Genomic DNA, 24,628 nt, shown 5'->3' on the forward strand with positions numbered 1-24,628 from the left:
AAAACCCTCTTTTATGCCCATCGATCGCACCGGCGAGGACCGGCCGCTTCTGTTCGTCGGCTGGATCGACGCCCTTCCGGTACCCGCCGCGCTGATCCGGCCGCTGCCGCGCGGCAATTTCCGCCTGCACGCGAGCAACGCCGCCTTCGACCGGCTGAACCTGTCGCCCGCGGGCGCGAACGCCCCGATCGAGCTGCGCCGCGCGATCGAACGCACCGCGCAGAACCCCGACGACAGCCAGGAATTCTCGTGCCAGCTGGGCGACGGTCCCGCCGCGCGCGACCTGCGCGCATCGATCGGCCCGCTGCCCGGCGAATATGGCGATGAAGATCTGTTCCTGCTGACGCTGATCGACCGCACGCAGGAAATGATGACCGAGCGCAATTTGCGCCGCGAGCTGGTGTCGGACAGCCTGACCGGCCTACCCAACCGCGCCGGGTTCGAGGAGCTGGTCGAACAACGCATCGCCGCCGACGCCGAATCGGACCATGCGATCCTGCTGCTCGACCTCGCGCGCTTCAGCCGCATCAACGAACATATCGGGCCGCTCGCGGGTGACGAGCTGATCATCACCGTCGCGCGGCGGCTGAAGTCGAGCCTGCGCAGCGGCGATATATTGGCCCGCACCGGCGGCGACGAATTCGCCATCTCGTCGCGCATCGCCGGCGGGCGCGCCGATGTGCGCGAGATCGCGCGGCGCATCCGCGGCTGTTTCGACCATCCCTTCCGCATCGGCGAGCTCAAGGTCAGCGTCGATTGCGCGCTGGGCTGCACGATCCAGCCCGGCGGCGACACCGATGTCGCGGACCAGATCCGCCACGCGCAGATCGCGCTGAAGCGGGCGAAGCAGACCGACCGCATCGAAATCTACGAACCCGAAGCCGCAATGCTCTCGGACAATCGTTTCGGGCTGGAAACCGCGTTGCGCAACGCGATCGAGGAGGACCGGCTCCACCTCGCCTTCCAGCCCTTGGTCGAGCTGTCGACGGGCAAGGTGGCGGGCTTCGAGGCGCTCGCTCGCTGGGAAGACGACGGCGACCGCTCGATATCGCCGACCGAATTCATCCCCGTCGCCGAGGATTCGGGGCTGATCGTGCCGCTCGGCCAATGGGCGATCGCCAAGGCCGCGAGCACCCTCGCCGCCTGGGATTCGCAGAACGGCGGCACGCCGGTCGATTGCTATTTCTCGGTCAACGTGTCGGCGATCCAGCTGGTGCGCGACGATGTCGCCGCGGTGGTGCGCCAGGCGCTCGCCGCGAACCAGATCGGCGGCGAGCGGCTGATGATCGAGCTCACCGAAAGCGCGATCATCGGCGACCCCGACCTCGCGCTGTCGGTGCTCAACGAGCTGAAGGCGCTGTCTACCCGCGTCGCGATGGACGATTTCGGCACCGGCTATTCGAACCTCGCCTATCTCCAGCGGCTGCCGCTCGACGTGCTCAAGATCGACCGCAGCTTCGTCGAGCATATGGTCGACGACCGCGACAAGGTCGCGATCGTGCGCACGATCCAGAGCCTGGCCGAAGCTCTGGGCATGAAAACCACCGCCGAGGGGGTCGAGACCGCCGACCAGGCGCGGCTGCTGTCGGCGCTCGGTTGCGACTTCGGGCAGGGCTACCTCTTCGCGCGGCCGATGGCCGAGGGCGAAGCCTTCGACTATTGGCGTCAGTCGCTGAGCCGCCCGATTTTCTGATCGAGCAATTCGGCGACGCGCGGCGCGCCAGGAAAATCCTCTGCCACCCACGCGGCTTCGACCGCCTTGAGCAGCCGCGCGACCTCGGGACCCGCGGTCACGCCGCGCGCGATGATGTCGCCGCCCTTGAGCGGCAGGTCGGGAACCGACCATTGCGACAAGGACCGCAGCGCTTCGGATGCGGCCGCGGGGTCGGCGGCGAGCAGATAGACGTCCGCCGCCGCCTCGACGCCGATCGCATGCGCGAGACGGCGCGGCGGCGGCAGCGCCGTAGTGCGATGCCCGGCGATGGCGGCGAGATGCTTGCGCTGGCGGGTCGAGAAACGCAGCCGGCTGGCGACCTGCTCGGCGGTCGGCGCGTCGGGGGGCAGCAGCGCGGCGAGACGGCGCAGCGCTGAGGGTTCGGCTGCGGCGAGCCCCTCATTGGCGAGCAGCCGGTCGAGCGTTTCCGCAAAGTCGGGCGCCAGTTCGGGCAGGATCACCTCGAACATCCCGTCGGTCGCCATCTGCCCGACGATCGCGCGCGGGTCGGGGAGCGCCAATATCTTGGTGAGTTCGTCGGCGACGCGTTCGCGCGACAGGCTTTTCAGCGACTGGCGCGCGGCGATCACCGCGGCGTGGCTGGCGGCATCGAGTTCGCCATGCCCGAAGCGTGCGACGAAGCGATAGAAGCGCAGGATGCGGAGGTGATCCTCGGCGATGCGCGTCGCGGCGTCGCCGATGAAGCGGATGCGCCCGCTTTCAAGGTCGGCAAGCCCGCCGAAATAATCGTCGATCGCACCCGTCTTCGGGTCGGCATAGAGTGCGTTGATCGTGAAATCGCGCCGCGCCGCATCCTCCCGCCAGTCGTCGGCGAAGGCGATGGTCGCGCGGCGACCGTCGGTCTCGACGTCGCGGCGCAAGGTCGTGATCTCGTGCCGGTCGTGGCTGGCGATCGCGGTGACGGTGCCGTGCGCGATGCCGGTGGGCACGACCTTGATCCCGACCGCCTCGAGCTTCTCGGTCACCTTGTCGGGGGTGAGCGGGGTCGCGAGGTCGATGTCGGCGACCGGCAGGCCCAGCAGCGTGTCGCGCACCGCGCCGCCGACCAGTTTCACCGCGCCGCCGCGCGCGGTGAGCGCCGCGACGATGCGCTTCAGCCCGTCGCGATGGCGCCATTCGGCGTCGGGCAGAACGGTCATCGGTGCCAGCCCGCGGGCAGGCGCCGCGCCAGATTGACGATGATGCCCGCCGTCACGCCCCAGATCCGCCGCCCCTGCCACATCATGTCATAATAATGCCGGTCATGGCCCTGCCAATGCGCTTGCTGGCGGTCGTAATTGCCGGGGTCGAACAGCGTATCGAGCGGGACTTCGAACCAGTCCTCGACCTCGTCGGGGTTGGGATCGAGCGGCAGGTCGGGCGGGATCACCCCGAGCACGGGGGTGATGTGATAGCCGCTGCCCGAGCGATAGGCTTCGGTCGTCCCCGCGATCATCACGTCGCGGCGATTGAGCCCGATCTCCTCCTCGGCCTCGCGCAGCGCAGCGTCGACCGCGTCGCGGTCGCCCGGATCGATCTTGCCGCCGGGAAAGGCCACCTGTCCTGCATGGCTGCGCAGCCATTGCGGGCGCTGGGTCAGGATGACGCCGGGGTCGGGACGGTCGGTGAAGGCGATCAGCACCGCGGCGTCGCGCAGCGTCGGGGTGCCGAGATATGTCTCGTCCTCATCCTCGCCGGGAAGCAGGTTTTCGAGCGCGGCGCGCAATTTTTCGGAGAGCATCAGGCGGCGCTCAACAAAGGAAAGCGCGCGCCGTTCGACCATATCGCGGGCGGGTCGCCCCCCTCGGCCAATGCCAACTCGGCAATCTCGTAATAGAGCGCACGGTCGATACGCGCCTCGAGGCCATTGCCGATGGCACCGCGGACGTGGAGGCGCGGGTCGGGATCGTCTGGGTCGTTGCCGAAGCTCAAGGGATGGTCCGCCCCCGCCATCACGAGGTCGTCGGTGTCGAGGCGAAAGACCAGCTTGCGGTTCTCCCTCTCGCCTTCGCTCTTCATCTCTACGGCACGGAAAGGTGTGTCCTCGACCGCGATGGCGAGCTTCTCGGCGGGGGTGACGAGGACGTGGCTGCCGTCGGGTTCGCGGCGCAGGATCGTCGAGAAGAGCTTGACCATCGCGGGGCGGTTGATGCGCCCGCCCTCATGATACCAGCTGCCGTCGGCGCGGATTTCCATGAAGCTGTCGCCGCTGCGTTCAGGGTGCCAGCTTTCGACCGGCGGCAGCTTGCGCGCTGCAAGAAGCTCGGCGGCCTCGGTCAGCGAGAGCTGCGAGAAGTTCTTTGGGAGCGATGGCGCGGGGGTGACCATCCATCCGACATAGGCGGACGGGCGGATGGTGCAAGTCGGCTTCGCGCGACAGCCCTTCTCCCTTGATGGGAGAAGGATACGAAGCCTTGGCCGCGCCGCGGCTTAGGCGAAGTTGGATGAGGGTGATGGTGCCTGCGTGCACCCGGACGTTTCAGACCGGAACCGCACCCCCACCGCTGCGACTACGCAGCAAGCTGCCAAGTCTCGCTGCCTCCCCCATCAAGGGGGAGGGCAAGTGGATCAGCGCGGCCCGATCATCCCCGCGCCCGTCGGCAGGCCATGCCCATTCACCGCGCGCGCGAGCAGGCGGTGCTTCTCATAGGGCCCGGGCAGGTTCCACGCCCCCGTTGCATCGGCGGCGAAACCGAAGAAGCGGCCATAATATTCGGGGTCGCCGATCATCATCAGCGCGCCATCGGCCGCGGTCTCGGCCGCTTCAAGCATATGCGCCATCAGCAAACGGCCGTGCCCGCCGCGCTGGACGTCGGGGCGCACCGCCACCGGGCCGACCATGACCAGCGGGGTCGCGCTGCCGTCTGGCGCATGATGCGCGACCGGCCAGCACTGGATCGTGCCCACCAGCTCGCCATCCTCTACGGCCGCGAAGCTCAGCGCCGGGATCGCGTCCATGCCTTGGCGCAAACGATAGGCGGTTCGTCCAAAGCGGTCCGCCCCGAACGCGGCGTCGAGAATATCCTCGACCGCCAACGGCGTGATATCCGACAATGGAAGTAACTCGACCAACACGTGCCCTTTCGCTAATGCGGCGGCGCTTTAGGGGTGCGGCGCGGCGAAGCAAAGCCGAATGTCGTTCCCGCCGAACAGGAATTTCTTGTGACCGATACATTGTGGCTGGAGGTGAACGGGCTGACCGTCGACGTCCTCACCGGCATCTATTCCGAAGAAACGCATCTGCCGCAGCCGCTGCGCATTTCGGTGCGCGCCAAGCTCGCCATGGCCGATCATTATGAGCCGACCACGCCGCTCAGCCGCTCGAAAAATTACATGCATCTCAAATTCGCGGCGACCGAAGGCCTGCCCAAGGATGTGCATTTCGTGCTGATCGAAAGCGTCGCCGACCATATCATCGACACTTTGTTCCTGCAGGACGACAAGGTCGACGAGGTCGAGGTCAAGATCGTCAAGCTCGCCATCGCCGAGGAGGGCGAAGAGATCGGGATTACGATGCGCCGAAGCCGGCCGGACTCGCGCAAGTGACGGCGAAGCTGGCGCTGGTGACGGGTGGGCTCCACCGTGTCGGCGCCGCGATTTCGGCGCGGCTGGCGCGCGAGGGCTATGCGCTGGCGCTGCACAAAAGGAGCGCCGCCGAGGCCGACCCGGTGCTCGCCGAGGCGCTGGCGGAAACGGGGGCGGTCGGCCATCGTTTTGCCGCCGACCTCAGCGACCCCGCCGCGGTCGATGCGCTGATCCCCGCGGTGATCGAGAAATTCGGGCGCACGCCCGACTTGCTCGTCAACAATGCCGCGCATTTCGCCGAGGGCGAGTGGGGCGACCTGTCGGCGGCGGCGCTCGCGGAGATGATGCAGGTCAATCTGTCGGCGCCGGTGATGCTCGCCAAGGCGCTCGTCGCGGCGAGCGAAGGTAAACGCCCGGCGATCGTCAATATCGTCGACCAGCGTGTTGTGCATCCGGTGCCCGACCAGGTCGCGTACAGCCTATCCAAATCGGCGCTGTGGCAGGCGACGGCGACGCTGGCAGTGGCGTTCGGGGGCCGCGCGCGGGTCAATGCGGTCGCGCCGGGGCTGACGATGGCGACCGGGGACTATACCGCGCCGCAGGTCGAACGCCTGGCGCAGCGCATGCCGCTGGGCGCGCTGCCGACGCCGGGGCAGGTCGCCGATGCCGTCGTCTATCTCGCGCGGGCCGAGGCGGTGACGGGGCAGACGATCTTTGTCGATGGCGGCGCCCATCTGACGCCAATGGCGCGCGATTTTGTGGCGTTGGAGCGCGATTGACCCGGGTTCAGCGCGTCAGCGGAACCTGAAGCGCGGTATAGGGCGGCTGGAAATAATCGAGCACCTCGCCCGCCGCGCGACCGGCGCGCGACGAGGGATCGGGGAACAACAGCTCGCGCAGGTTGATCCCGAAGCCGACGAACACGCGGCGTTGCGGCCGTATGCCCGCGGCGCGGTCCTCGTTCGAAAAATCCTTGCCGAAATAGCCGAGGTGCAGTTCGAGATAGCGTAGCGGACTGTGCTCGAACGCGTCGAAGCCGCTCAGCTTGAGCGCGAAGAAATAGCGCTGCTGTTCAAAATGCGCCTTGCCCTCGATCGAGAAGATATTGTCATTGGGCACCACCATCAGCCGATAGTCGAGTTTCCGGTCGAGACCGGGCACCGAATTGCGCAGGATCGAAAAGCCCGCGCCGGCCGAGTTCATCGCGACATCCTCCCACGACCAGCCGCCGCTGCGTTCGACGCTGTCCCATAATTCGGTGTAGAGCGTCGTCGCGAAGCCCAGCGCCCCGGCGGTATATTCGATGCCCGGCGCTCCATCGGTCTTGTGCTTGAGCCGCGCATGGAAAAGTTCGGACACGACATAGGCGCTATAGGCGTGCGCGAGCTTGTCGACGCCGACGTTGCGCGTCGAGCGGCCGAAGAAACCCTCTTTCTGCGTATGCGGCGCGATCGGGTTCTCGAACAATTTGCGGCTGTTGGCGATGGTATAATAAGCCGCGACCGCGCCGATTTCCCATTTGATCGCGCCCAATTGACGTCCGAACCCGCGATAGGGCCGTGCGGGCGCGGCGTCGTCCGCGCCGATGCTCTCATCCGGGCCATATCCGGGCAGATCGGGCGGGCCGACGAGCAGCGCCGCGATGGCGGGCGCGCTCGCGGGGTCGAAAGGCAAGGTTACGCGCGGCAGAGCGTCAAACGGATCCCCACCGAACGGGTCGTGGCCCAACGGATCGCCGCCGGGGGCATAGCCGCCCAGCGTCCGGTCATCGGCTGCGACATCGACCGCGACATCGGCCAGCGCGAATGAAAAATCATCGGGCGGCAGCGATAAGATCGCCGGCGCGGCAAGCGTCGCCGGTTCGGCCGCGCGCGCCGATTCCACAGCAACTACCATCGATCCCGTGAGGGCCGATAGAGTGAGCGCGGCGATTGCCCCTCGCCTGATGGCCGTCCTCCCCCGTGATTCACCGGCGATTGCCTCGCGAATCAATATGTTGGGAGCATAGGATCAAGCCCGGCGGGGGGCAATCGCCGTGCGGCGGCCGGCATCCGGCGACGATTTCAGTAAATATGCACCGCCTTGGTCACCAGATAGCCGTCGAGCCCCTCGGGCCCGCTCTCGCTGCCGAAGCCCGATTCCTTGATGCCGCCGAAGGGCATGTCGAGCGTCGAGATGACGAAGCTGTTCACCCCGACCATCCCGCTCTCGATCGAATCGACGATGCGGTTGATGCGGCGGCCATTCTCGGTGAAAGCAAAGGCAGCCAGCCCATAGGGTAGCCGGTTCGCCTGTTCGAGCGCTTCTTCCTCGGTCCCGAACGGCCGGATCAGCGCCATCGGTCCGAAGGGTTCGTGGTTCATCGCATCGGCCTCGATCGGCACGTCGGCGATCGCGGTCGGCTGGAAGAAATAGCCATTACCCGTCGCCTCGCCGCCCGCAATGACGCGCGCCCCCTTCGCCTTGGCGTCGGCGACGAGCGCCTCCAGCGCGGGGATGCGGCGCGCGTTGGCGAGCGGCCCCATCTGCGTGTCGGCGTCGAGGCCGCTGCCGATCTTCACTTTTGCCGTGCGTTCGGCAAATCCTTTGACGAACGTGTCATAGATGCCCTGCTGGACATAGAAGCGCGTCGGCGAGATGCACACCTGGCCCGCGTTGCGAAACTTCTGCCACACCACCTTGTCGAGCGTGCTCTCGAGATCGCAGTCGTCGAAGATCAGCACCGGGGCGTGCCCGCCCAGTTCCATGGTGATGCGCTGGGCGCGGTCGGCGGCGAGCCGCATCAGATGCTTGCCGACCGCGGTCGAGCCGGTGAAGCTGACCTTGCGGATCACCGGACTCGCCAGCAGGTGGCGGCTGATCATATCGGGGTCGCCATAGACGAGCTGCGCTGCATCGCCGGGGATGCCGGCGTCGATCAGGCAGCGCATGATCGCGCTGGTACAGCCGGGCGTCTCCTCGGGCGCCTTGGCGATCACGACGCAGCCCGCGGCGAGCGCGGGGGCGATCTTCTTGACCATCAGGTTGACCGGGAAGTTCCAGGGCGAGAAGCCCGCCACCGGGCCGACCGGATGCTTGGTGACCATCGCGCGCTGGCCGAGCGGGCGCTGGAGCACGCGCCCTTCGATGCGCTTGCCCTGTTCGGCGAAATAGGCGAGCAGCCCGGCCGCCGACAGCACTTCGCCGCGCGCCTCGCCGATCGGCTTGCCCTGCTCGAGCGTCATCAGAGTCGCGATATGCTCGACGCGCTCGCGGATCAGCCCTGCGGCCTTGTGCATCAGCGCGGCGCGCTCGTCGGGGGTTTTCGCACGCCAGCTCGGCCAGCCGCGCTCGGCTGCCGCGAGCGCCTCATCGAGGTCCGCGGCGGTCGCCACCGGCAGCTCGGCGATCGTGCGCGCGGTCGCCGGGTTGAAAACCGGCCGCGCGTCGCGGCCCTCGCCGCTCCGCCAGGCGCCGGCGATGAAGAGCTGGAGGTCGGCGTCGTAGGTCGCGGTGTCGGTCATGGGGGGCTTTCTAACTTTTCCGTTCGCATCGAGCGAAGTCGAGAGGCCTCTCGCGCTGCGCTGGCGTGTCTCGACTTCTCGACACGAACGGGATGGGGTTGGTCAGATGCGCCCCATATAGGCCCGCTCAGCGATAGTTAAAGCTGATGCTGATCCGCTCGCCCTTGCCCGAATGCGGCATAACCTCGTGCCGCAGCCAGCTTTCCCACAGGAAGACGCGGCCCGCCGCGGGCTGCGCATAGACGAAGGGCAGAAGATGCTCGGGCGCGTCGTCGGTACGCCCCGGCGCCGCCATCAGCATCGCGAGGCGCGGGTCTTCGAGCTTGAGCGCGCCCGATCCCGGCGGGACCGCGACGTAGAAGGTTCCCGACACGATGCTGTGCGGGTGGATATGGCCGCTGTGGGTGCCGCCGGGCTTGAGGATATTGACCCACAGGCTGTCGAGCTTCAGCGGTTTCGCGAGGTCGAAATGCGCCGCGCTGGCGAAGGCTTTGACCTCCTTGTCGAGCAGGCGCTTGAGGTCATGGAACGCCGGGTCGCGCTCGGGCAGGTCGCCGAGGCTCGCGTAGCTGGTGTAACCCTTATAGCCATGCTCGCGGCTCCAGCGCCGGCCGGCGAGGTCATCCTCGGCAAGTTGGCGGCAGCTATGCTCCAACTCTTCCAACAGGTCCGCCGACCCGGCGTCGGCTTCGTAGAAAAGGCTGGCGAAGAGCGAACGAACGGGCATGATGGCCGCAAAGCACAGCAGCAAAGCACAAGCAAGGGAGACGAGGATGGCCGAGTTTGAACTGATCGCCGACGGACTGCGCTTTCCCGAGGCGCCGGTGGTGATGGACGACGGCAGCGTCATCGTCGTCGAGATCGAGGCGGGGCGGATCACGCGCTGCTGGCCCGGCGGGCGCAAGGAGGTCGTCGCGACCCCCGGCGGCGGTCCCAACGGCCTCGCGATCGGCCCCGACGGCAAGCTTTATTGCTGCAACAACGGCGGCTTCAACTATGTCGAATCGAACGGCTATCTCGCGCCGCACGGCATCGCCGACGATTATTCGGGCGGGCGGATCGAGCGCATCGACATCGACACGGGCGAAGTCGAAATCCTCTACAAGACCGGCGACCAGGGCATCGTGCTGCGCGGACCCAACGACATCATGTTCGACGATCACGGCGGCTTCTGGTTCACCGACCATGGCAAGGTCGATTATGAAAAACGCTGCCACGACATCGTCGGCATCTTCTATGGCAAGGCCGACGGCTGCTTCGTCGAAGAGGTGATCTTCCCGAGCTACAACCCCAATGGCATCGGCCTGTCGCCCGACGGGACCAAGCTCTACGCCGCCGAAACCTACACCTGCCGCCTGACCCAGTTCAACATCATCGCCCCCGGCAAGGTCGCCCCCGACGCGGGGCCCGGCGGCCCGGGCATCCCGCTCTACCGCCCCGCAGGCTATAAATTCTTCGACAGCCTGGCGATGGAGGCGAACGGCAATATCTGCGTCGCGACGATCGGCGAGAGCGGGATCAGCGTCGTGTCGCCCGCGGGCGAGCTGGTCGAATTCGTCACCACCGACGATATCTTCACCACCAACATCGCCTTTGGCGGCGACGATATGCAGGACGCCTATCTGACGCTGTCGGGCACCGGACGGCTGGTGAAGACGCGTTGGGCGCGGCCGGGATTGAAGCTGCCGCATTGACTTAGTCAAGTGACTTAGCTAAGTGGATGGCATGACGATCGTGACCATCCACGAAGCCAAGACACACCTGTCGCGCCTGATCGCCCGCGTGCTCGCGGGCGAAGAGGTGACGATCGCGCGCGGCAAGGAACCGGTGGTCAAGCTGATGCCGGTGAAGGACGTGGTGAAGCCGAAGCGGCAACTCGGCCGACTCGCGCACCTGATCCCGCCGGGCAAGGACCCCTTGGAAGACGGCTTCTGGGATCCTTTGCCTGAAGAAGACCTCGCGTTGTGGAATTGCGACGCCGATGATCCCAACGACAAGCTGTGAGCGAAGGCTATCTGCTCGACACCCACAGCTTGTTGTGGGCCACCTATTCGCCGGACATGCTGCCATCCCGGGTAAGGGACCTGCTGCAACGACGGGACGCACCGATCTATGCGTCGGCGATTTCGGCGTTTGAGATCGCGCAGAAGCACCGCGTCGGAAAGCTCGATTTCGCACGAGCCCATGCGCTCGAATTCTCCGACGAAATCGCCAAAGACAATCTCGAGACATTGGCTCTGACCGCGGACCACGCCCGGCTCGCCGGCGCGCTGCCGATCCCGCACCGCGATCCGTTCGACCGCATGCTGATCGCGCAGGCGCAGATCGAAGAACTGACGCTGATTTCGAAAGAAGCCTTGTTCGACCAGTTCGGCATCATTCGCTTCTGGTAAGTGGAGCCCGCGCATGCACGAGGAAACCCACGCCGTCACGCGCATCGGCTGGCTGCGCGCCGCGATCCTGGGCGCCAATGACGGGATCGTGTCGACCGCCAGCCTGATCGCGGGAGTTGCGGCAGCGGGCGCCGCGCCGCATGCGATAATGCTGACCGGGGTCGCCGGGCTCGTCGCGGGTGCGATGTCGATGGCGGCGGGTGAATATGTGTCGGTAAGCTCGCAGGGCGACGCCGAAAGAGCCGATGTCGAGCTGGAAAAGCGCCACCTCGCCGCCGATCCCGAATTCGAACTCGAGGAGCTGACGCAGATTTACGAGCAGCGCGGGCTGAGCCGCGCGCTCGCCGAACAGGTCGCGGCGGAGCTGACCGCGCATAACGCGCTCGATACGCATCTGCGCGACGAACTCGGCATGACCGAGGCGACGGCGTCGCGGCCGATCCAGGCGGCCGCGGCGTCGGCCGCCAGTTTCACGGTCGGCGCGGCGCTGCCCCTGCTCGTCGTGCTGCTCGACTCAGGGCCTTCGCTGCCATGGACGGTTTCAGGCGCGTCGCTCATCTTCCTCGCGCTGCTCGGCGCGCTCGGGGCGCGGGTGGGCAAGGCGCCGATGCTGCGCCCCGTGGTGCGCGTCACCTTCTGGGGCGCGATGGCGATGGCGGCGACGATCGCGATCGGATCGCTGTTCGGGACCGTCGCGGGTTAGCGGCCCGCCAGCCAGTCGCGCAGCGCGACGGCATTGTTCCGCTCGGGGTCCTTCGCGGCATAAAGCAAGGTTACCGGCCCCGCGCTCAGCGCTGCGTCGAGGGTGAAGAGCGCTGTCTCGACCTCCCCGCCGCCCGCGTCGAGTTCGGCGAAATAATCGGTGCGGAAGGCGTGCCACGCCTCGTCCGAATCGACGGTCGCGCCGTGATAGGTCCTGCGCAGCGCATCGCTCGGCGACAGCGGCTTGAGCCACGCCGCCAGCGCCGCCTTCTCCTTCGATACCCCGCGCGGCCACAGTCGGTCGACGAGGAAGCGCGCGCCGTCGCCGGGATCGGCCGGTTCGTGGATGCGTTTGACCGCGATTGTCAGGGGCGCTGCCATCTGTATGACTATCGCCGAACCCGCGTCCGCGGGCAAGCAGCCGGAGGGGTCCGCAGATGAGTGAAACCGGATGGGCGATCGACATCGATCGCGACGATATTGCGCGCGCCGAACTGGTCGGTGATCCCGCCGCGCCGCTGGTGCCAGGACAGGTCCGCGTAGCCGTCGACAGCTATGCGATGACCGCGAACAACATCACCTATGCGGTGTTCGGCAAGCCCGCGGGGTTGTTCGGCAACGACCAGGGCTATTGGGATTTCTTCGCCGAGCGCGGAACGCCCGGGCGCCTGCCCGTCTGGGGGTTCGCGACGGTGACCGAGAGCGCGGCCGAGGGAATCGCGGTCGGCGATACCTTCTACGGCTATTATCCGATGGCGAGCCATGCGGTGCTGAACACCGGCAATGTCGGCCCCGGCGGCTTTACCGACGTAACGCCGCGCCGCACCACGCTGCCGCCCATATACAACAATTATCAGCGCATCGGCGCGCTCCACGATTATCGCGCGACCGACCATGATTATTGGCCGGTGTTCCGTCCGCTGTTCCTCACGGGCTGGCTGATCGCCGGCCAGTTCGAGGACGAGGGCGATTATGGCGCGGCGCAAATCCTGATCGCCAGCGCGTCGAGCAAGACCGCGATCGGCCTCGGCTTTTCGCTCGCGCAGCGCAGCGGACATCGCCCCGAAACGATCGGCCTGACCAGTGCCGCCAATGTCGAGGCGCTCGCAGCGCAGGGCATTTACGACCGCGTGATCAGCTATGATCAGATCATGACGCTCAATCCCGCTGCCCCCTCGGCGCTGGTCGACATGGCGGGGAATGGCGCGGTGACGCGCGTCGTGCACAGCCATTTCGGCAATCAGCTCAAGGCTTCGATCATCGTCGGCAAGTCGCATTGGGACGCGCAGGCCGATGTCGAGGGCCTGCCCGGCCCCGAGCGCCAGGGCTTCTTCGCCCCCGGCCGCAGCCAGAAGCGGATCGCCGACTGGGGCGGCGCGGCCTTTGGACAGAAGATCGCCGAGGCCTGGCTGGCCTTCATGACCGTCGCGCCGCGGCTCGCGGCGATCGACAAGCGGCATGGCGGCGAGGCGGCGCTGGCCGCTTACCAGGAAATGCTGTCGGGCCGCGCCGACCCCAAGGCGGGGATCGTCGTGTTGCCATGACCATCACCACCGTCATCTTCGACTTCGGCGGCGTCATCACCGCCTCGCCCTTCGAGGCGTTCAACCGGCTGGAGGAGGAACGCGGGCTGCCGCGCGATTTCGTGCGGCGGGTCAATGCTGCCAACCCCGACGACAATGCCTGGGCGAAGTTCGAGCGCGCCGAGATCGACGCCGCGGCGTTCGACAGCCTGTTTGCGAGCGAGGCGCGCGCGCTGGGTCATGAACTGGAAGGCGAAGCGGTCCTCGCCGTCATCGCGGGTGCGGTGCGCCCCGATATGGTAAAAGCGCTCGACACGTTGAAGGCCAAGGGCCTGCGCATCGCCTGCATCACTAACAATGTTCCCGGCGGCAAAGGCGTTAAGGGCGCCGGCATGACGCGCAGCAACGAGGCCGCGACCGTGGTGGCGCGCATCATGGCGCGTTTCGAGCATGTCATCGAATCTAGCAAGGCCGGGGTGCGCAAGCCCGATCCGCGCATCTATCTGATGATGTGCGAAAAGCTCGGCGTCGAACCGAGCGAATGCGTCTATCTCGACGATCTGGGCATAAACTGCAAACCCGCCGCGGCGCTCGGCATGCACGCGATCAAGGTGACGAGCGGCGAACAGGCGCTGGCCGACCTGTCGGCGGCGCTGGGGGTCGGACTGCCCTGACGAGCCGTTTCTGTCAGAAGCGGCTGGCGGCTTCGCGGCGGGAAGCGGCCTTCATCCTATTCCAAAGTTCAGGAAAGTTCAGCCCTGCGCGCTTCCCAAGAGGACCTCGGCAACCGCTTCTGTCGACCGCGTGACAGAGCCAAGATCGACGCTTGCACAGCCGGATTTATTAGGAAAGGCCTTTTTTGAGGGCGGCGGTTTTGGGGTGGGGAACGGACCTAAAGATCCTCCCCACGATTTGGATGGCAGCTCCAGCCCGATACCGGTCGTTCAACCCTGCACATCCGCCAGATCGAGCTCGGCCGCGCGGCCGAATATCTGCGCGAGCAGCGGCTCGCTGTCGGCGACGCGCATCGCGACGTGGAATTCGACCGGCGCCAGCGCGGGCATACCGGCGATCTCGATCAGCGCGCCGCTCGCCAGCGCGCCGCGTACCATCGGTTCGGGGAAGATGCCGATGCCGCCGCCGGTGCGCGCGATGTCGATCATCGTGCGGGCATTGTTGCAGAGGTTGAGCGATTTCTGTGCGATGCGCGACGCGGTGATCGCATCGCGCATCCGGCCGTGAATCGGCGACGGGCTGGCGAGCGACCAGACGGGCACGCTCGCGCCCTCGCCGAAAGCCGCCGCGACCGCGGGGCTCGCGAGCCAGACGAGCGGAACCTGACCGATCGGGCTGGTCTTGAGCGCGGGGTGCGCGACGGGCCCCGCGGCAAAGACCATGTCGGTGCGCCCGGTGAGCAATTGCTGGATCAGGTTGGCGGTGAGGTCGATCTCGATCTCGAGGCCGACGTTGGGCATATCGGCCTTGAGCGCCGCGACGAAACCGGGCAGGCAGCTCGCCGCCGCGATCTCGCCCGCGCCGATGCGCACCACCCCGCTCGCCTCGCCATAACCGCCGCTGCCGAGCAGCGCTAGCTGCATGTCGCGCAGCAACGGATCGCAGTCGCGCACCAGCTTGCGCCCCGCCGCGGTCAGCGACATCGTCCGCCCGTCGCGGCGGAACAGCGTCGAGCCGAGGCGCTGCTCCAATTCGCGCATGCGCGCCGACACCGCGGGCTGTGTCGTGTTCAGCCGCTCGGCCGCGGCCGAAAACGTGCCGAGCCGGTCGATCCACAGCAGGGTTTCGAGATGATAGAGCGAGACGCGACTGATTGACATTGCTTATGCATAATCGAAAAATAGAATAATTAGAATTGATGGATTTTGTCGGCCACAGTCGCCGCGCCGCAACCACGAGGAGTCCGTTCATGGGTAACAAGCGCTATGCCGACGCAGCCGCCGCACTCGAAGGGCTGCTCTTCGACGGCATGCAGATCTGCGCGGGCGGTTTCGGCCTCTGCGGCATTCCCGAGCGGCTGATCGACGCGATCCGCGACGCCGGAACCAAGGATTTGACGATCGCGAGCAACAATGCGGGGATCGACGGCGAAGGTCTCGGCAAGCTGCTCCGCACGCGCCAGATCAGGAAGATGATCTCGTCCTACGTCGGCGAGAACAAGGAGTTCGAGCGGCAATATCTGGCGGGCGAGCTCGAGGTCGAATTCTGCCCGCAGGGCACGCTCGCCGAACGCTGCCGCGCGGGCGGTGCGGGCATCCCCGGCTTCTATACCAAGACCGGCGTCGGCACGCTCGTCGCCGAGGGCAAGGAAGTGAAGAATTTCGACGGGCAGGATTATATCCTCGAGCGCGGCATCTTCGCCGACCTCGCGATCATCAAGGGGTGGAAGGCCGACGAGAGCGGCAACCTCATTTTTCGCAAGACCGCGCGCAACTTCAACCAGCCGATGGCGACCGCGGCGAAGATCTGCGTCGCCGAGGTCGAGGAAATCGTGCCGACCGGCAGCCTCGACCCCGACGCCATCCACCTGCCCGGCATCTATGTGAAGCGCATGATCGTCGGCGCGCCCTATGACAAGAAGATCGAATTCCGCACGACGCGCCCGCGCGAGACCGCGTGATGCGTAGCCTCACCCTTACCGCCGCGCTGCTCCTTGCCGGGTGCGCGAGCGCGCCGGCAGAGGTGGCGACGGCCCCGGCTCCGCCGCCCGACGCCGCCCTGCCGGCACCCACGCCCGCCGAAGCCGCCAAGCCGCCGGTGGCGCTGCAATATCTGTACGGCTCGCCCGAAGCCGCGGTGGCGGTGCGCGCGACCAATAAGCGGATCGCCGATTATGGCGTGTGGCGGATCAAGGAGCGGCCGAAGGACAGCGTCGTGCTCGCCCCCGACGCCACCGTGGAGGCCCCGGCGTTCGAGCCGTGCGGGGACAAGCCGTTCGGCGCGGTGTTCGACGCCGACGAGACGTTGATCTGGAATCTGGGGCCGATGCGCCATTTCGCGCGATCCGCCTATGATCCGAAAATCTGGGACCAGTGGGAAAAGACCGGTGCGGGCAAGGCGGTCGCGATGCCCGGGACGGTTGAGATGGTGACCAGGCTCCGCGCCGCGGGAATCACCGTCATCGCCAACACCAACCGCAGCGCCGCCAATGCCAAGGGCAGCGAGGACACGCTGCGCGCCGCCGGGCTCGGCGAGTTCAAGCATGGCGAGACCTTGTTCCTGATGGGCGACGACGCCGGCGGGTCGAGCAAGGATGGTCGCCGCGCAACCATCGCGTCGCGTTATTGCGTGATCATCCTCGGCGGCGACCAGCTCGGCGACTTCAGCCAGCAGTTCAACGACAAGGACCTGCTCGCCGCGCAGCGCATGGCGCTCGCGACCAGCGCGGGCGCCACCGCCCTCTGGGACAAGGGCTGGTTCCTGTTCCCCAACCCCGTCTATGGCCCGTGGGAAAAACTGGGCTGGGACGACGCCTTTCCCTCCGACAAACATTGGGAGCCGAAATAATGCCCTGGACGCGCGACGATATGGCGGCACGCGCCGCGAAGGAACTGCAGGACGGCTATTACGTCAACCTGGGCATCGGTATCCCGACGCTGGTCGCGAACCATATCCCCGCGGGGATGACGGTGACGCTCCAGTCGGAAAACGGCATGCTCGGCATCGGCCCCTTCCCCTATGAGGGCGAAGAGGATGCCGACCTGATCAACGCCGGCAAGCAGACGATCAGCGAAGTGCCGCAGTCGGCCTATTTCAGCTCTTCGGACAGCTTCGCGATGATCCGCGGCGGGCATATCGACCTGACCGTGCTGGGCGCGATGGAGATCGCCGAAAATGGCGACATCGCCAACTGGATGATCCCGGGCAAGATGATCAAGGGCATGGGCGGCGCGATGGACCTCGTCGCCGGGGTCAAGAAGATCATCGTCGTCATGGAGCACAACGCCAAGGACGGCAGCCCGAAGTTCATCCCCGAATGCACGCTGCCGCTGACCGGCCAGAATGTCGTCGACATGATCATCACCGACCTCGCGGTGTTCAAGCGCGACGATCATAGGAGCCCGTTCCGGTTGATCGAACTCGCGCCCGGCGTCACCGCCGAGGAAGTCGCCGACAAGACCACGGCGCATTATATTGCCTGACGTCGCGGCGAACCCGGGCTCCAGCTGGCTGATCGTCGGGGGATGGCTGTCGGTTCTCGCCGCGCTGCTTCATCTTGCCTGCATCTTCGGCGGGCCCGAATGGTACCGCTTCTTCGGCGCCGGCGAGGGCATCGCACGGGCGGCGGCGCGCGGTGACTTGCAGCCGACGCTGATCACGCTGGGCATTACGGCCGTGCTGCTGATCTGGGCCGCCTATGCCTTTTCGGGCGGGGGGTCGCTTCCGCGCCTGCCCCTGCTTCGCACGGGGCTGGTCGTGATCACCGCCATTTACCTGCTGCGCGCGCTGATGTTCGTGCCGCTCCACCTCTGGAGACCGCAGCATAGCGATGCTTTCGCGATCTGGTCGTCGCTGATCGTGCTCGTCTATGGCGTGGTCTATGCCGTCGGAACCTTCAAGGCGTGGCACTTTCTGGGGCGTTGATCGCAGCGGGGGTGACGGCGGCGTTCGTCGCGGCTAAGACCACGCCAAAATATGAAGTCGCAGCAGTCCAAACACAAATCCACAAAGCGCTTCCTCGCCGCGCTGGTCGCAGTCGCCGTGCTGGGATCGGCGGGCTGGTTCGGCCTGCGCCTGGCGGGGGGCAACGACCATGCGCTCGCCAGCGTCGCGATCCCGATCAAACCGCCCACCGACCTGCCCGACACCCCCGCCGAATGGCGCGGGCGGATCGACTATCGCGCACTCGACGAGCAACTCGGCGCGCTGGCGCAGCGCCCCGAAATGGCGGGGCTGGCGGTCGCGGTCGTCGAAGACGGCAAGCTCAGCTTCGTGCGCGGCTATGGCGTCGCCGACGCCGCGACCGGCGCGCCGGTCACGCCGCACACTTTGTTCCGCTGGGCGTCGGTCTCGAAGACCGCGACCGGCGTGCTCGCCGCGAAGCTGGCGAAGGACGGCACGGTCGACCTCGACCGTCCGGTCGCGGGATGGCGCAGTTCGTCGCTGCGCCTGCCGGGCGGGGCCGAGACGCAGCTCCGCCTCGTCGACCTGCTCGCGCAGCGCACCGGCCTCACCAAAAACGCCTATGACGAGAAACTGGAGGAAGGGCAGAATCCCCAGTTCCTGCGCGCCGGTCTCGCCACCGCGCCGCTGCAGTGCCAGCCCGGGACCTGCTACACCTATCAGAATATCGCCTTCGACACTGCGAGCGAGATATTGGCTGAAGCGGCGAACGAGCCCTTCGCCGACGCGGTCGAGCAGCGTTTCTTCCGCCCGCTCGGCATGGTCAGCGCGGGCTATGGCATGGCGCGGCTGACCGGCGCCAAGGACTGGGCGCGGCCGCATCGCAACGGCCAGCATGTCCGCGAGGTCAAAGAAGCCTATTGGCGCGTCCCCGCCGCCGCGGGGGTCGAGAGCGACATCGTCGATTTCGCGACCTGGATGCAGGCGATGATGGGCGCGCGCCCCGACGTGCTGCCGGGCAAGGTGCTCGAAATCGCGCACAGTCCGCGCGTCGGCACCGGGCGCCTCTATGGCGGCACTTTGCGCCAGGCGACGAGCAATGCGTCCTACGGCCTCGGCTGGCGGCGCTTCGCCTATGGCGATCGCCAGCTCGAGGGGCATTCGGGCGCGGTCGCGGGGTACCGCGCGACGATGATCTTCGAGCCCGCGACGCGGACCGGCGTCGTGGTGCTGTGGAACAGCGACTGGGGCTTTCCCTTCCGCGTGCCCTTTGCGGTGATCGACAGCTATCACCACCGCGAGGGCACCAACTGGCTCGACATGACCGAGCTGCCGCATCGCGGCGCGGCGCCGGTGGCGGCGCCCGCGGCGAGCGAGCACAGCAACGGCTAGCGCCGGTCGGGGCACGGGAAATCGGGGGCTGGCGGCCTCCCCTGCCGCGCGCTAGGACTATGGTCTTGGCCGACGAATCATCCCTGCCCGCGCAACGCCACACCGCTTCCGACGGGGGCGCTTTCCACATCTGGCTGGTCAAGCCGACGCGCTACGACGACGACGGCTATCCGCTGCAATGGTGGCGCTCGATCATTCCGTCGAACTCGCTCGCCTGCCTGACCGGGATCATCGAGGATGCCTTGGCGCGCGGCGTGCTCGCGGGCCGCGAGGTGCGCATCGAGGTGATCGACGAAATCCACAGCAAGGTCGACGCCGCGAAGATCGCGCGCTCGATCCGCCGCGCCGGCGCGGGTTTCGTCGGGCTGGTCGGCGTACAGTCGAACCAGTTCCCGCGCGCTCTCGACCTCGCACGCATATTCCGCGCCGGCGGCGTGCAGGTGGCGATCGGCGGCTTCCACGTCTCGGGCTGCCTGTCGATGCTCAAGACCATGCCCGCCGAACTGGTCGAGGCGCAGGCGATGGGCGTCTCCTTCTTCGCCGGCGAGGCCGAGGAAGGCCGGATCGACGAGGTGCTGGTCGACGCCGCGAACGGCGCGATGAAGCCCGTTTACAACTGGCTGGGCAAGACCCCGCACCTCGAAGGCGCGCCGCTGCCGCTGCTGCCCAAGGCGCAGGTCGATCGCAACATCAACCGCTACGCGAGCTTCGACCTGGGGCGCGGCTGTCCGTTCGAATGCAGCTTCTGCACGATCATCAACGTCCAGGGGCGCAAGAGCCGCTTTCGTACCCCCGACGACCTCGAGGCGATCGTCCGCGCCAATGCGGCGCAGGGCGTGTCGCGCTTTTTCCTGACCGACGATAATTTTGCCCGCAACCGCCATTGGGAGCCGCTGCTCGACCGGCTCATCGCGCTGCAGGCCGAGGGGCTGGGCGTGCGTATGGCGATCCAGGTCGACACGCTCGCGCATCGCATCGACGGCTTCATCGACAAATGCGTCGCGGCGGGCGCCGACCAGATCTTCATCGGGCTGGAAAATATCAATCCCGACAATCTGGAGGCCGCGAAAAAGCGCCAGAACCGCGTCGAGGAGTATCGCGAGATGTTCCTCGCGTGGAAGCGCCATCCGGTGGTGATCACCTGCGGCTATATCATCGGCTTTCCGAACGACAGCTATGCCTCGGTGATGCGCGACATCGCGATGCTGAAGGAAGAGCTGCCGGTCGACACGCTCTATCTCAACTATCTGACCCCGCTGCCCGGCAGCGAGGACCATCGCCGCCTGCTCGACGGCGGGGTGTGGATGGACCCCGACCTCAACAAATATGACCTCAACCACCGCGTCACCCATCACCCGACGATGAGCGACGAGGAATGGGAGCGCGCCTATCGCGACGCGCACCGCAGCTTCTACAGCTGGGATCATATGGAGCGCATCCTGCGCCGCATGGCCGCACTGGGGTCGAACAAGAAGCGCACGACGGTCAACCGCCTGCTCGCCTATCGCGAGGCGGTGCGGCTGGAGGGCGTCGCCAAGCTCGAATCGGGCTATGTCCGCATCAAGCGGCGAACGCAGCGCCGGCCGGGCCTGCCGCGCGAGAACCTCTTCTCCTTCTGGACGGGCTATGCCGCGCATACGTTCCGTGCGCTCGGTGGCAGCCTGGTGACCTATGTGCGGCTCTATAGGATGATGCGGCGGATCGTGACCGACCCGAGCCGCTTCGCCTATCGCGACCGAGCGATCAGTGCCGATGCCGGCGACAGTGCCTCGCCGCTGGTCGCCGAAACGCGCGCCACCGACCATTCGCAGCGCCGCGCGGCGCGCGCCAAGGCCGCCTGACGAGCGATCGGGCGCCGGCCTTGCATCGCCCTCGCTCGCGGCGATAAGAGGCGCTCCACTTTCTGACGGAGAATCATCGATGCGCGTGCTGCTCACCGGGTCGACGGGCTGGCTCGGCCGCTTCCTTGCGCCCATGCTGCGGGGGGCGGGACACCGGGTCACCGGCCTCGACGTCGTGCCGGGTCCTGACACCGACATCGTCGGCACCGTCGCCGACCGCGCGCTGGTCGAGCGCGTGATGGGCAAGCATGGCATCGAAGCGGTCATCCATGGCGGCGCGCTGCACAAGCCCGACATCGTGCGCTATCCGCGCCAGGCCTTTATCGACGTCAATGTCAGCGGCACGCTGAACCTGATCGAGGCCGCGGTCGCGGCGGGCAACGACCGCTTCCTCTTCACCTCGACCACCTCGCTGATGGTGCGCGCCGATGTGCGCGAGGGCGCGGGCGCCGAGGGCGCTTGGTGGATGGACGAGGATTTCGGTCCGATCGAACCGCGCAACATCTATGGCATCACCAAGCTCGCCGCCGAGCAGGCGTGCCGGCTGATCCACCGCGAGCATGGCATCAACGTCGCGATCCTGCGCACCGGGCGCTTCTTTCCCGAGGACGACGACACGCACGCGGTGCCGAGCGGGCCGAACCTGAAAGCGAACGAGCTGCTCAACCGCCGCCTGACGGTCGAAGATGCCGCCGCGGCGCATCTCGCCGCGCTCGAAGCCGCGCCGCAGATCGGCTGCGACACCTTCATCCTCTCGGCTCCGCCGCCCTTCGTCCGCGAGGAAGCCGAGGAGCTCGCCCGCGACGCGCGCGCGGTGATCGCGCGGCACCATCCCGATGCCGCCGAGCTTTACGCCGCGGCGGGCTGGGTGCTGCCCGAGACGATCGACCGCGTCTACGACCCGTCGCGCGCCGAGCGCCGCTTCGGCTGGCGCGCCCAGACCGACTTTGGCAGCGTGCTCGCCGCGCTGCGCGATGGCACCGCGCTGCCCTTCGCGCACGACCCGGCCTACACCTCTCCGATCGTCGCCCAGGAGCGCGAAGCATGTATGTGCTGATCACCGCCAACCGCAATTATTCGAGCTGGTCGCTGCGCCCGTGGATGCTGATGCAGGGGCTCGGCATCGCGTTCGAGGATCGCATCGAGCCTTTTGCACAACCGGTGAATTACGAAGCCTTCCGCAGTTTCTCGCCGACGGGGCAAGTGCCCGCGCTGCTGCACGAGGGGCGCACCATTTACGACTCGCTCGGCATCGCGCTCTATCTTGCCGACCGGCACGACGGGGTGTGGCCGCCCGATCCTGACGCGCGCGCCTGGGCGCAGTGCGCGACCGCCGAGATGCACAGCGGCTTTGCGGCCTTGCGCAACGATTGCACGATGAATGTCGGGGTGCGCGTGACGCCCAAGCCGATGTCCGACGCGCTCACCGCCAATCTGAGGCGAATCCGGGAATTATTCGAGGAAGGGCTGGCGCGCTTCGGCGGGCCATGGCTCGCGGGCCCCGATTTCTCGGCGGTCGATGCCTTCTTCGCGCCGGTGGCTTTCCGCATCCGCACCTATGGCCTCGACGTCGGCGCCGGGCAGGCGTGGGTCGACCATATGCTCGCGCACCCCGCGATGCTGGAATGGGAGCGGCAGGCACTCGCCGAGAGCTGGCGCGAGGAGAGCCACGAGCAAGAGCTTGCCGCGGCGGGCGCGATCACGGCAGACTATCGCCATGGCTGATACCAAGATGGACATCGCCGAAGCGACGCGGCTGGCGCAGCAGGGCGGCGCGGCGCTGCAGAAGGGCGATCTGACCGAAGCGCGCGACACGCTGCAGCGCGTCGTCGATGCGGGGCACGCCAATCCGCAGATCCTGCTGATGCTGGGCGAGGCATACCGGCTGGCGGGCGACCGCGCGGGGCAGGAAAAAATGGCCGAGGCGCTGCTCGAACAGGATGGCGGGGCGATCCGCGCGCTCGTCTGGAAGGGCGACTGCCGCCGCGCCGGGGGCGAACGGCGCGTCGCCGCGAGCTGGTACAAGACCGCGCTGCGCCGCGCCGAGATGGTCGCGCTGCCCGCCTCGCTGGTCCCGCTGGTCGACGAGGCGCGCGCCGCCGCGGCCGAGCTGGAGGTCGAATTCAGCGTCGGCGTCGAGGAAGGGCTCGCCGCGCGCGGCCTGCCGCCCGCGGCGCGCAGCCCCGGCTTCGCGCGCGCACTCGCGGTGATGCGCGGCGAGGAGCATGTCGACTATGTGCTGCAGCGTCCGTCGAGCTTCCTCTTTCCCGGCCTGCCCCAGCGGCGCTTCTACGAGCGCGAGGAGTTCGATTGGGCGCCGGCGTTCGAGGCGGCGACCGATGCGATCCGCGCCGAGCTGCGCACCGCGCTCGCCGATCCCGACCTGTTCAAACCCTATCTGACCCACGCCCCCGACCGGCCGCGCGTCGAGTTCAACGGCATGCACGACAATGCGTCATGGTCGGCGCTGCACCTCGTCCACAATGGCACGGTGATTCCCGAGCTGGTGGCGCGGTTCCCGGCGACCTTCGCGGCGCTCGATGCGGTGCCGCAATGCCGCATCTCGGTGCGCTCGCCGTCGATCCTCTTTTCGCTGCTCCAGGCGGGCGCGCATATCGCGCCGCACTACGGCATGATCAACGCGCGGCTGATCTGCCACCTGCCGCTGATCGTCCCCGGCGACGGCGCGCTCACCGTCGGCGGCGAGGCGCGGCAGTGGGAGGAAGGCAAGCTCATCATCTTCGACGATACGATCGAGCATGAGGCGATCAACCACGCCGACAGCGACCGCGTCGTGCTGATCTTCGACATCTGGCGCCCCGAACTCAGCGAGGCCGACCGCAAGGGCGTCGCGGCGCTGTTCGAAACGGTCGATGCCTACCGCTAGTCGGTCAGCGCCTCGCGCACGACCGCGATCCCCGCTTCGCGCTGCGCTTTCAATTCGGCCTTCAGCTTTGTCGGGTCGCGCGCGAAGACGAAGCCGAAGCTGACCCCGCCCTCCTTGCCGATCGTCGCATGGTGGAGCTTGTGCGCCTGCACCAGCCGCTTCGCATAGCCGCGCCGCGGCACCCAGCGGAAATAGCGCTGGTGGACGAGGCCGTCATGCACGAGCGTGTAGATGATGCCGTAAAAGAGCACGCCGAGCCCGATCCACGTCCCCGGCTCCCACGCCGCCGCGCCCATGATCATCGGGCTGCCGAGGGCGAACATCGAAATGCTGAGCGCCGCGCCGAAGATCGCGAACAGGTCGTTCTTTTCGAGCAATTTATCGTGCGGCTCATGATGATCGCGGTGCCAGGCCCAGCCGAAACCGTGCATGATATATTTGTGGCTGCCCCAGGCGACGAATTCCATGGCCACGACGGTAGCAAGGACGAGCAGGATGATGGCGAGCAGCGACATGCTCCGCTTATACTCCAAGGCGCGCGACCGAAAATTGCGTTTTTGCGTCCCACTC

28 protein-coding genes are annotated in these 24,628 nt (G+C 67.1%); 18 read left to right on the forward strand and 10 right to left on the reverse strand.

Annotated elements, in window-relative coordinates; genetic code table 11:
* Positions 1–13: 13 nt before the first annotated feature.
* The gene (locus tag BWQ93_RS12355) at positions 14–1,693 is read left to right on the forward strand and encodes a putative bifunctional diguanylate cyclase/phosphodiesterase (RefSeq protein ID WP_077030814.1); all 1,680 of its coding nucleotides are present in this window, start codon (positions 14–16) and stop codon (positions 1,691–1,693) included.
* Here the strand turns inward: BWQ93_RS12355 and BWQ93_RS12360 are convergent.
* From BWQ93_RS12360 to BWQ93_RS12375, 4 genes are all read right to left on the reverse strand, one after another.
* Positions 1,666–2,874: a CCA tRNA nucleotidyltransferase gene (locus BWQ93_RS12360; RefSeq protein ID WP_077030815.1), complete on the reverse strand. Its 1,209-nt coding sequence runs from the start codon at positions 2,872–2,874 to the stop codon at positions 1,666–1,668. The two genes, BWQ93_RS12355 and BWQ93_RS12360, sit on opposite strands and share 28 nt — an antisense overlap.
* A complete protein-coding gene (locus BWQ93_RS12365) occupies positions 2,871–3,455 on the reverse strand; it encodes a CoA pyrophosphatase (RefSeq protein WP_156878223.1) in 585 nt (194 codons plus the stop codon). Before BWQ93_RS12365 ends, BWQ93_RS12360 begins: the two co-directional genes overlap by 4 nt.
* Complete coding sequence (locus BWQ93_RS12370) at positions 3,455–4,042, reverse strand: DUF1285 domain-containing protein (protein WP_077030816.1); 588 nt, start codon at positions 4,040–4,042, stop codon at positions 3,455–3,457. The genes BWQ93_RS12365 and BWQ93_RS12370 overlap by 1 nt, the downstream gene beginning before the upstream one ends.
* 240 nt (positions 4,043–4,282) lie before the next feature.
* On the reverse strand, positions 4,283–4,786 hold the full coding sequence (locus tag BWQ93_RS12375; protein WP_077030817.1) for a GNAT family N-acetyltransferase: 504 nt from the start codon (positions 4,784–4,786) through the stop codon (positions 4,283–4,285).
* A gap of 90 nt (positions 4,787–4,876) precedes the next feature.
* On the opposite strand from BWQ93_RS12375, the gene BWQ93_RS12380 reads away from it, so the two are divergent.
* Positions 4,877–5,260 carry a dihydroneopterin aldolase gene (locus BWQ93_RS12380; protein ID WP_077032375.1) on the forward strand — a complete coding sequence of 128 codons (384 nt, stop codon included), beginning with the start codon at positions 4,877–4,879 and terminating at the stop codon, positions 5,258–5,260.
* Positions 5,257–6,018, forward strand: a complete 762-nt coding sequence (locus BWQ93_RS12385) for an SDR family oxidoreductase (protein WP_077030818.1) — start codon at positions 5,257–5,259, stop codon at positions 6,016–6,018. The genes BWQ93_RS12380 and BWQ93_RS12385 overlap by 4 nt, the downstream gene beginning before the upstream one ends.
* A 7-nt stretch (positions 6,019–6,025) precedes the next feature.
* Here the strand turns inward: BWQ93_RS12385 and BWQ93_RS12390 are convergent, their stop codons facing one another.
* From BWQ93_RS12390 to BWQ93_RS12400, 3 genes are all read right to left on the reverse strand, one after another.
* The gene (locus BWQ93_RS12390) at positions 6,026–7,123 is read right to left on the reverse strand and encodes a DUF2279 domain-containing protein (protein ID WP_232314603.1); all 1,098 of its coding nucleotides are present in this window, start codon (positions 7,121–7,123) and stop codon (positions 6,026–6,028) included.
* Between the two features lie 179 nt (positions 7,124–7,302).
* Positions 7,303–8,742 (reverse strand): NAD-dependent succinate-semialdehyde dehydrogenase, encoded by a 1,440-nt coding sequence (locus BWQ93_RS12395; RefSeq protein WP_077030819.1) that lies wholly within the window; start codon positions 8,740–8,742, stop codon positions 7,303–7,305.
* Between the two features lie 127 nt (positions 8,743–8,869).
* The gene (locus tag BWQ93_RS12400; RefSeq protein WP_077032377.1) at positions 8,870–9,469 is read right to left on the reverse strand and encodes a TIGR02466 family protein; all 600 of its coding nucleotides are present in this window, start codon (positions 9,467–9,469) and stop codon (positions 8,870–8,872) included.
* A 46-nt stretch (positions 9,470–9,515) separates the two neighbouring features.
* Between BWQ93_RS12400 and BWQ93_RS12405 the strand changes: the two genes are divergently transcribed.
* From BWQ93_RS12405 to BWQ93_RS12420, 4 genes are read left to right on the forward strand one after another with little or no spacing between them, the layout of a single operon-like run.
* Complete coding sequence (locus tag BWQ93_RS12405) at positions 9,516–10,436, forward strand: SMP-30/gluconolactonase/LRE family protein (protein WP_077030820.1); 921 nt, start codon at positions 9,516–9,518, stop codon at positions 10,434–10,436.
* Positions 10,437–10,467: 31 nt separating this feature from the next.
* On the forward strand, positions 10,468–10,746 hold the full coding sequence (locus BWQ93_RS12410; RefSeq protein ID WP_077030821.1) for a type II toxin-antitoxin system Phd/YefM family antitoxin: 279 nt from the start codon (positions 10,468–10,470) through the stop codon (positions 10,744–10,746).
* Positions 10,743–11,135: a type II toxin-antitoxin system VapC family toxin gene (locus BWQ93_RS12415; protein ID WP_077030822.1), complete on the forward strand. Its 393-nt coding sequence runs from the start codon at positions 10,743–10,745 to the stop codon at positions 11,133–11,135. The genes BWQ93_RS12410 and BWQ93_RS12415 overlap by 4 nt, the downstream gene beginning before the upstream one ends.
* Positions 11,136–11,148: 13 nt before the next feature.
* Positions 11,149–11,838, forward strand: a complete 690-nt coding sequence (locus tag BWQ93_RS12420) for a VIT1/CCC1 transporter family protein (protein ID WP_077030823.1) — start codon at positions 11,149–11,151, stop codon at positions 11,836–11,838.
* On the opposite strand, the gene BWQ93_RS12425 is transcribed toward BWQ93_RS12420, so the two are convergent.
* Positions 11,835–12,218, reverse strand: coding sequence for a DUF488 domain-containing protein (locus tag BWQ93_RS12425; protein WP_077030824.1), 384 nt, complete (start codon positions 12,216–12,218; stop codon positions 11,835–11,837). The genes BWQ93_RS12420 and BWQ93_RS12425 overlap by 4 nt on opposite strands.
* 56 nt (positions 12,219–12,274) lie before the next feature.
* On the opposite strand from BWQ93_RS12425, the gene BWQ93_RS12430 reads away from it, so the two are divergent.
* Positions 12,275–13,381, forward strand: a complete 1,107-nt coding sequence (locus BWQ93_RS12430) for a DUF2855 family protein (RefSeq protein ID WP_077030825.1) — start codon at positions 12,275–12,277, stop codon at positions 13,379–13,381.
* A complete protein-coding gene (locus BWQ93_RS12435) occupies positions 13,378–14,034 on the forward strand; it encodes an HAD-IA family hydrolase (protein ID WP_077030826.1) in 657 nt (218 codons plus the stop codon). The genes BWQ93_RS12430 and BWQ93_RS12435 overlap by 4 nt, the downstream gene beginning before the upstream one ends.
* A gap of 270 nt (positions 14,035–14,304) precedes the next feature.
* Here the strand turns inward: BWQ93_RS12435 and BWQ93_RS12440 are convergent, their stop codons facing one another.
* Positions 14,305–15,195, reverse strand: coding sequence for a LysR family transcriptional regulator (locus BWQ93_RS12440; protein ID WP_077030827.1), 891 nt, complete (start codon positions 15,193–15,195; stop codon positions 14,305–14,307).
* Between the two features lie 89 nt (positions 15,196–15,284).
* On the opposite strand from BWQ93_RS12440, the gene BWQ93_RS12445 reads away from it, so the two are divergent.
* The 9 genes from BWQ93_RS12445 (at position 15,285) to BWQ93_RS12485 (ending at position 24,058) form a co-directional block, all read left to right on the forward strand.
* A complete protein-coding gene (locus tag BWQ93_RS12445) occupies positions 15,285–15,995 on the forward strand; it encodes a CoA transferase subunit A (RefSeq protein WP_077030828.1) in 711 nt (236 codons plus the stop codon).
* A complete protein-coding gene (locus BWQ93_RS12450) occupies positions 15,995–16,882 on the forward strand; it encodes an HAD family acid phosphatase (protein WP_077030829.1) in 888 nt (295 codons plus the stop codon). The genes BWQ93_RS12445 and BWQ93_RS12450 overlap by 1 nt, the downstream gene beginning before the upstream one ends.
* Positions 16,882–17,517, forward strand: coding sequence for a CoA transferase subunit B (locus tag BWQ93_RS12455; protein WP_077030830.1), 636 nt, complete (start codon positions 16,882–16,884; stop codon positions 17,515–17,517). The genes BWQ93_RS12450 and BWQ93_RS12455 overlap by 1 nt, the downstream gene beginning before the upstream one ends.
* On the forward strand, positions 17,510–17,959 hold the full coding sequence (locus BWQ93_RS12460; RefSeq protein ID WP_077030831.1) for a hypothetical protein: 450 nt from the start codon (positions 17,510–17,512) through the stop codon (positions 17,957–17,959). The genes BWQ93_RS12455 and BWQ93_RS12460 overlap by 8 nt, the downstream gene beginning before the upstream one ends.
* A gap of 51 nt (positions 17,960–18,010) precedes the next feature.
* Positions 18,011–19,330: a serine hydrolase domain-containing protein gene (locus tag BWQ93_RS12465; protein WP_077030832.1), complete on the forward strand. Its 1,320-nt coding sequence runs from the start codon at positions 18,011–18,013 to the stop codon at positions 19,328–19,330.
* A 65-nt stretch (positions 19,331–19,395) separates the two neighbouring features.
* Positions 19,396–21,171: a B12-binding domain-containing radical SAM protein gene (locus tag BWQ93_RS12470; protein WP_198040375.1), complete on the forward strand. Its 1,776-nt coding sequence runs from the start codon at positions 19,396–19,398 to the stop codon at positions 21,169–21,171.
* A gap of 79 nt (positions 21,172–21,250) precedes the next feature.
* On the forward strand, positions 21,251–22,228 hold the full coding sequence (locus BWQ93_RS12475) for an NAD-dependent epimerase/dehydratase family protein (RefSeq protein ID WP_077030833.1): 978 nt from the start codon (positions 21,251–21,253) through the stop codon (positions 22,226–22,228).
* Entirely contained in the window at positions 22,216–22,896 is a 681-nt protein-coding gene (locus BWQ93_RS12480) for a glutathione S-transferase family protein (protein ID WP_077030834.1), read from the forward strand. Before BWQ93_RS12475 ends, BWQ93_RS12480 begins: the two co-directional genes overlap by 13 nt.
* The gene (locus BWQ93_RS12485; RefSeq protein WP_083720856.1) at positions 22,889–24,058 is read left to right on the forward strand and encodes an aspartyl/asparaginyl beta-hydroxylase domain-containing protein; all 1,170 of its coding nucleotides are present in this window, start codon (positions 22,889–22,891) and stop codon (positions 24,056–24,058) included. Before BWQ93_RS12480 ends, BWQ93_RS12485 begins: the two co-directional genes overlap by 8 nt.
* Here the strand turns inward: BWQ93_RS12485 and BWQ93_RS12490 are convergent.
* The gene (locus BWQ93_RS12490) at positions 24,055–24,573 is read right to left on the reverse strand and encodes a sterol desaturase family protein (protein WP_077030835.1); all 519 of its coding nucleotides are present in this window, start codon (positions 24,571–24,573) and stop codon (positions 24,055–24,057) included. The genes BWQ93_RS12485 and BWQ93_RS12490 overlap by 4 nt on opposite strands.
* Positions 24,574–24,628 lie beyond the last annotated feature (55 nt).

The organism is Sphingopyxis sp. QXT-31 (assembly GCF_001984035.1).
Taxonomy (GTDB): Bacteria; Pseudomonadota; Alphaproteobacteria; order Sphingomonadales; family Sphingomonadaceae; genus Sphingopyxis.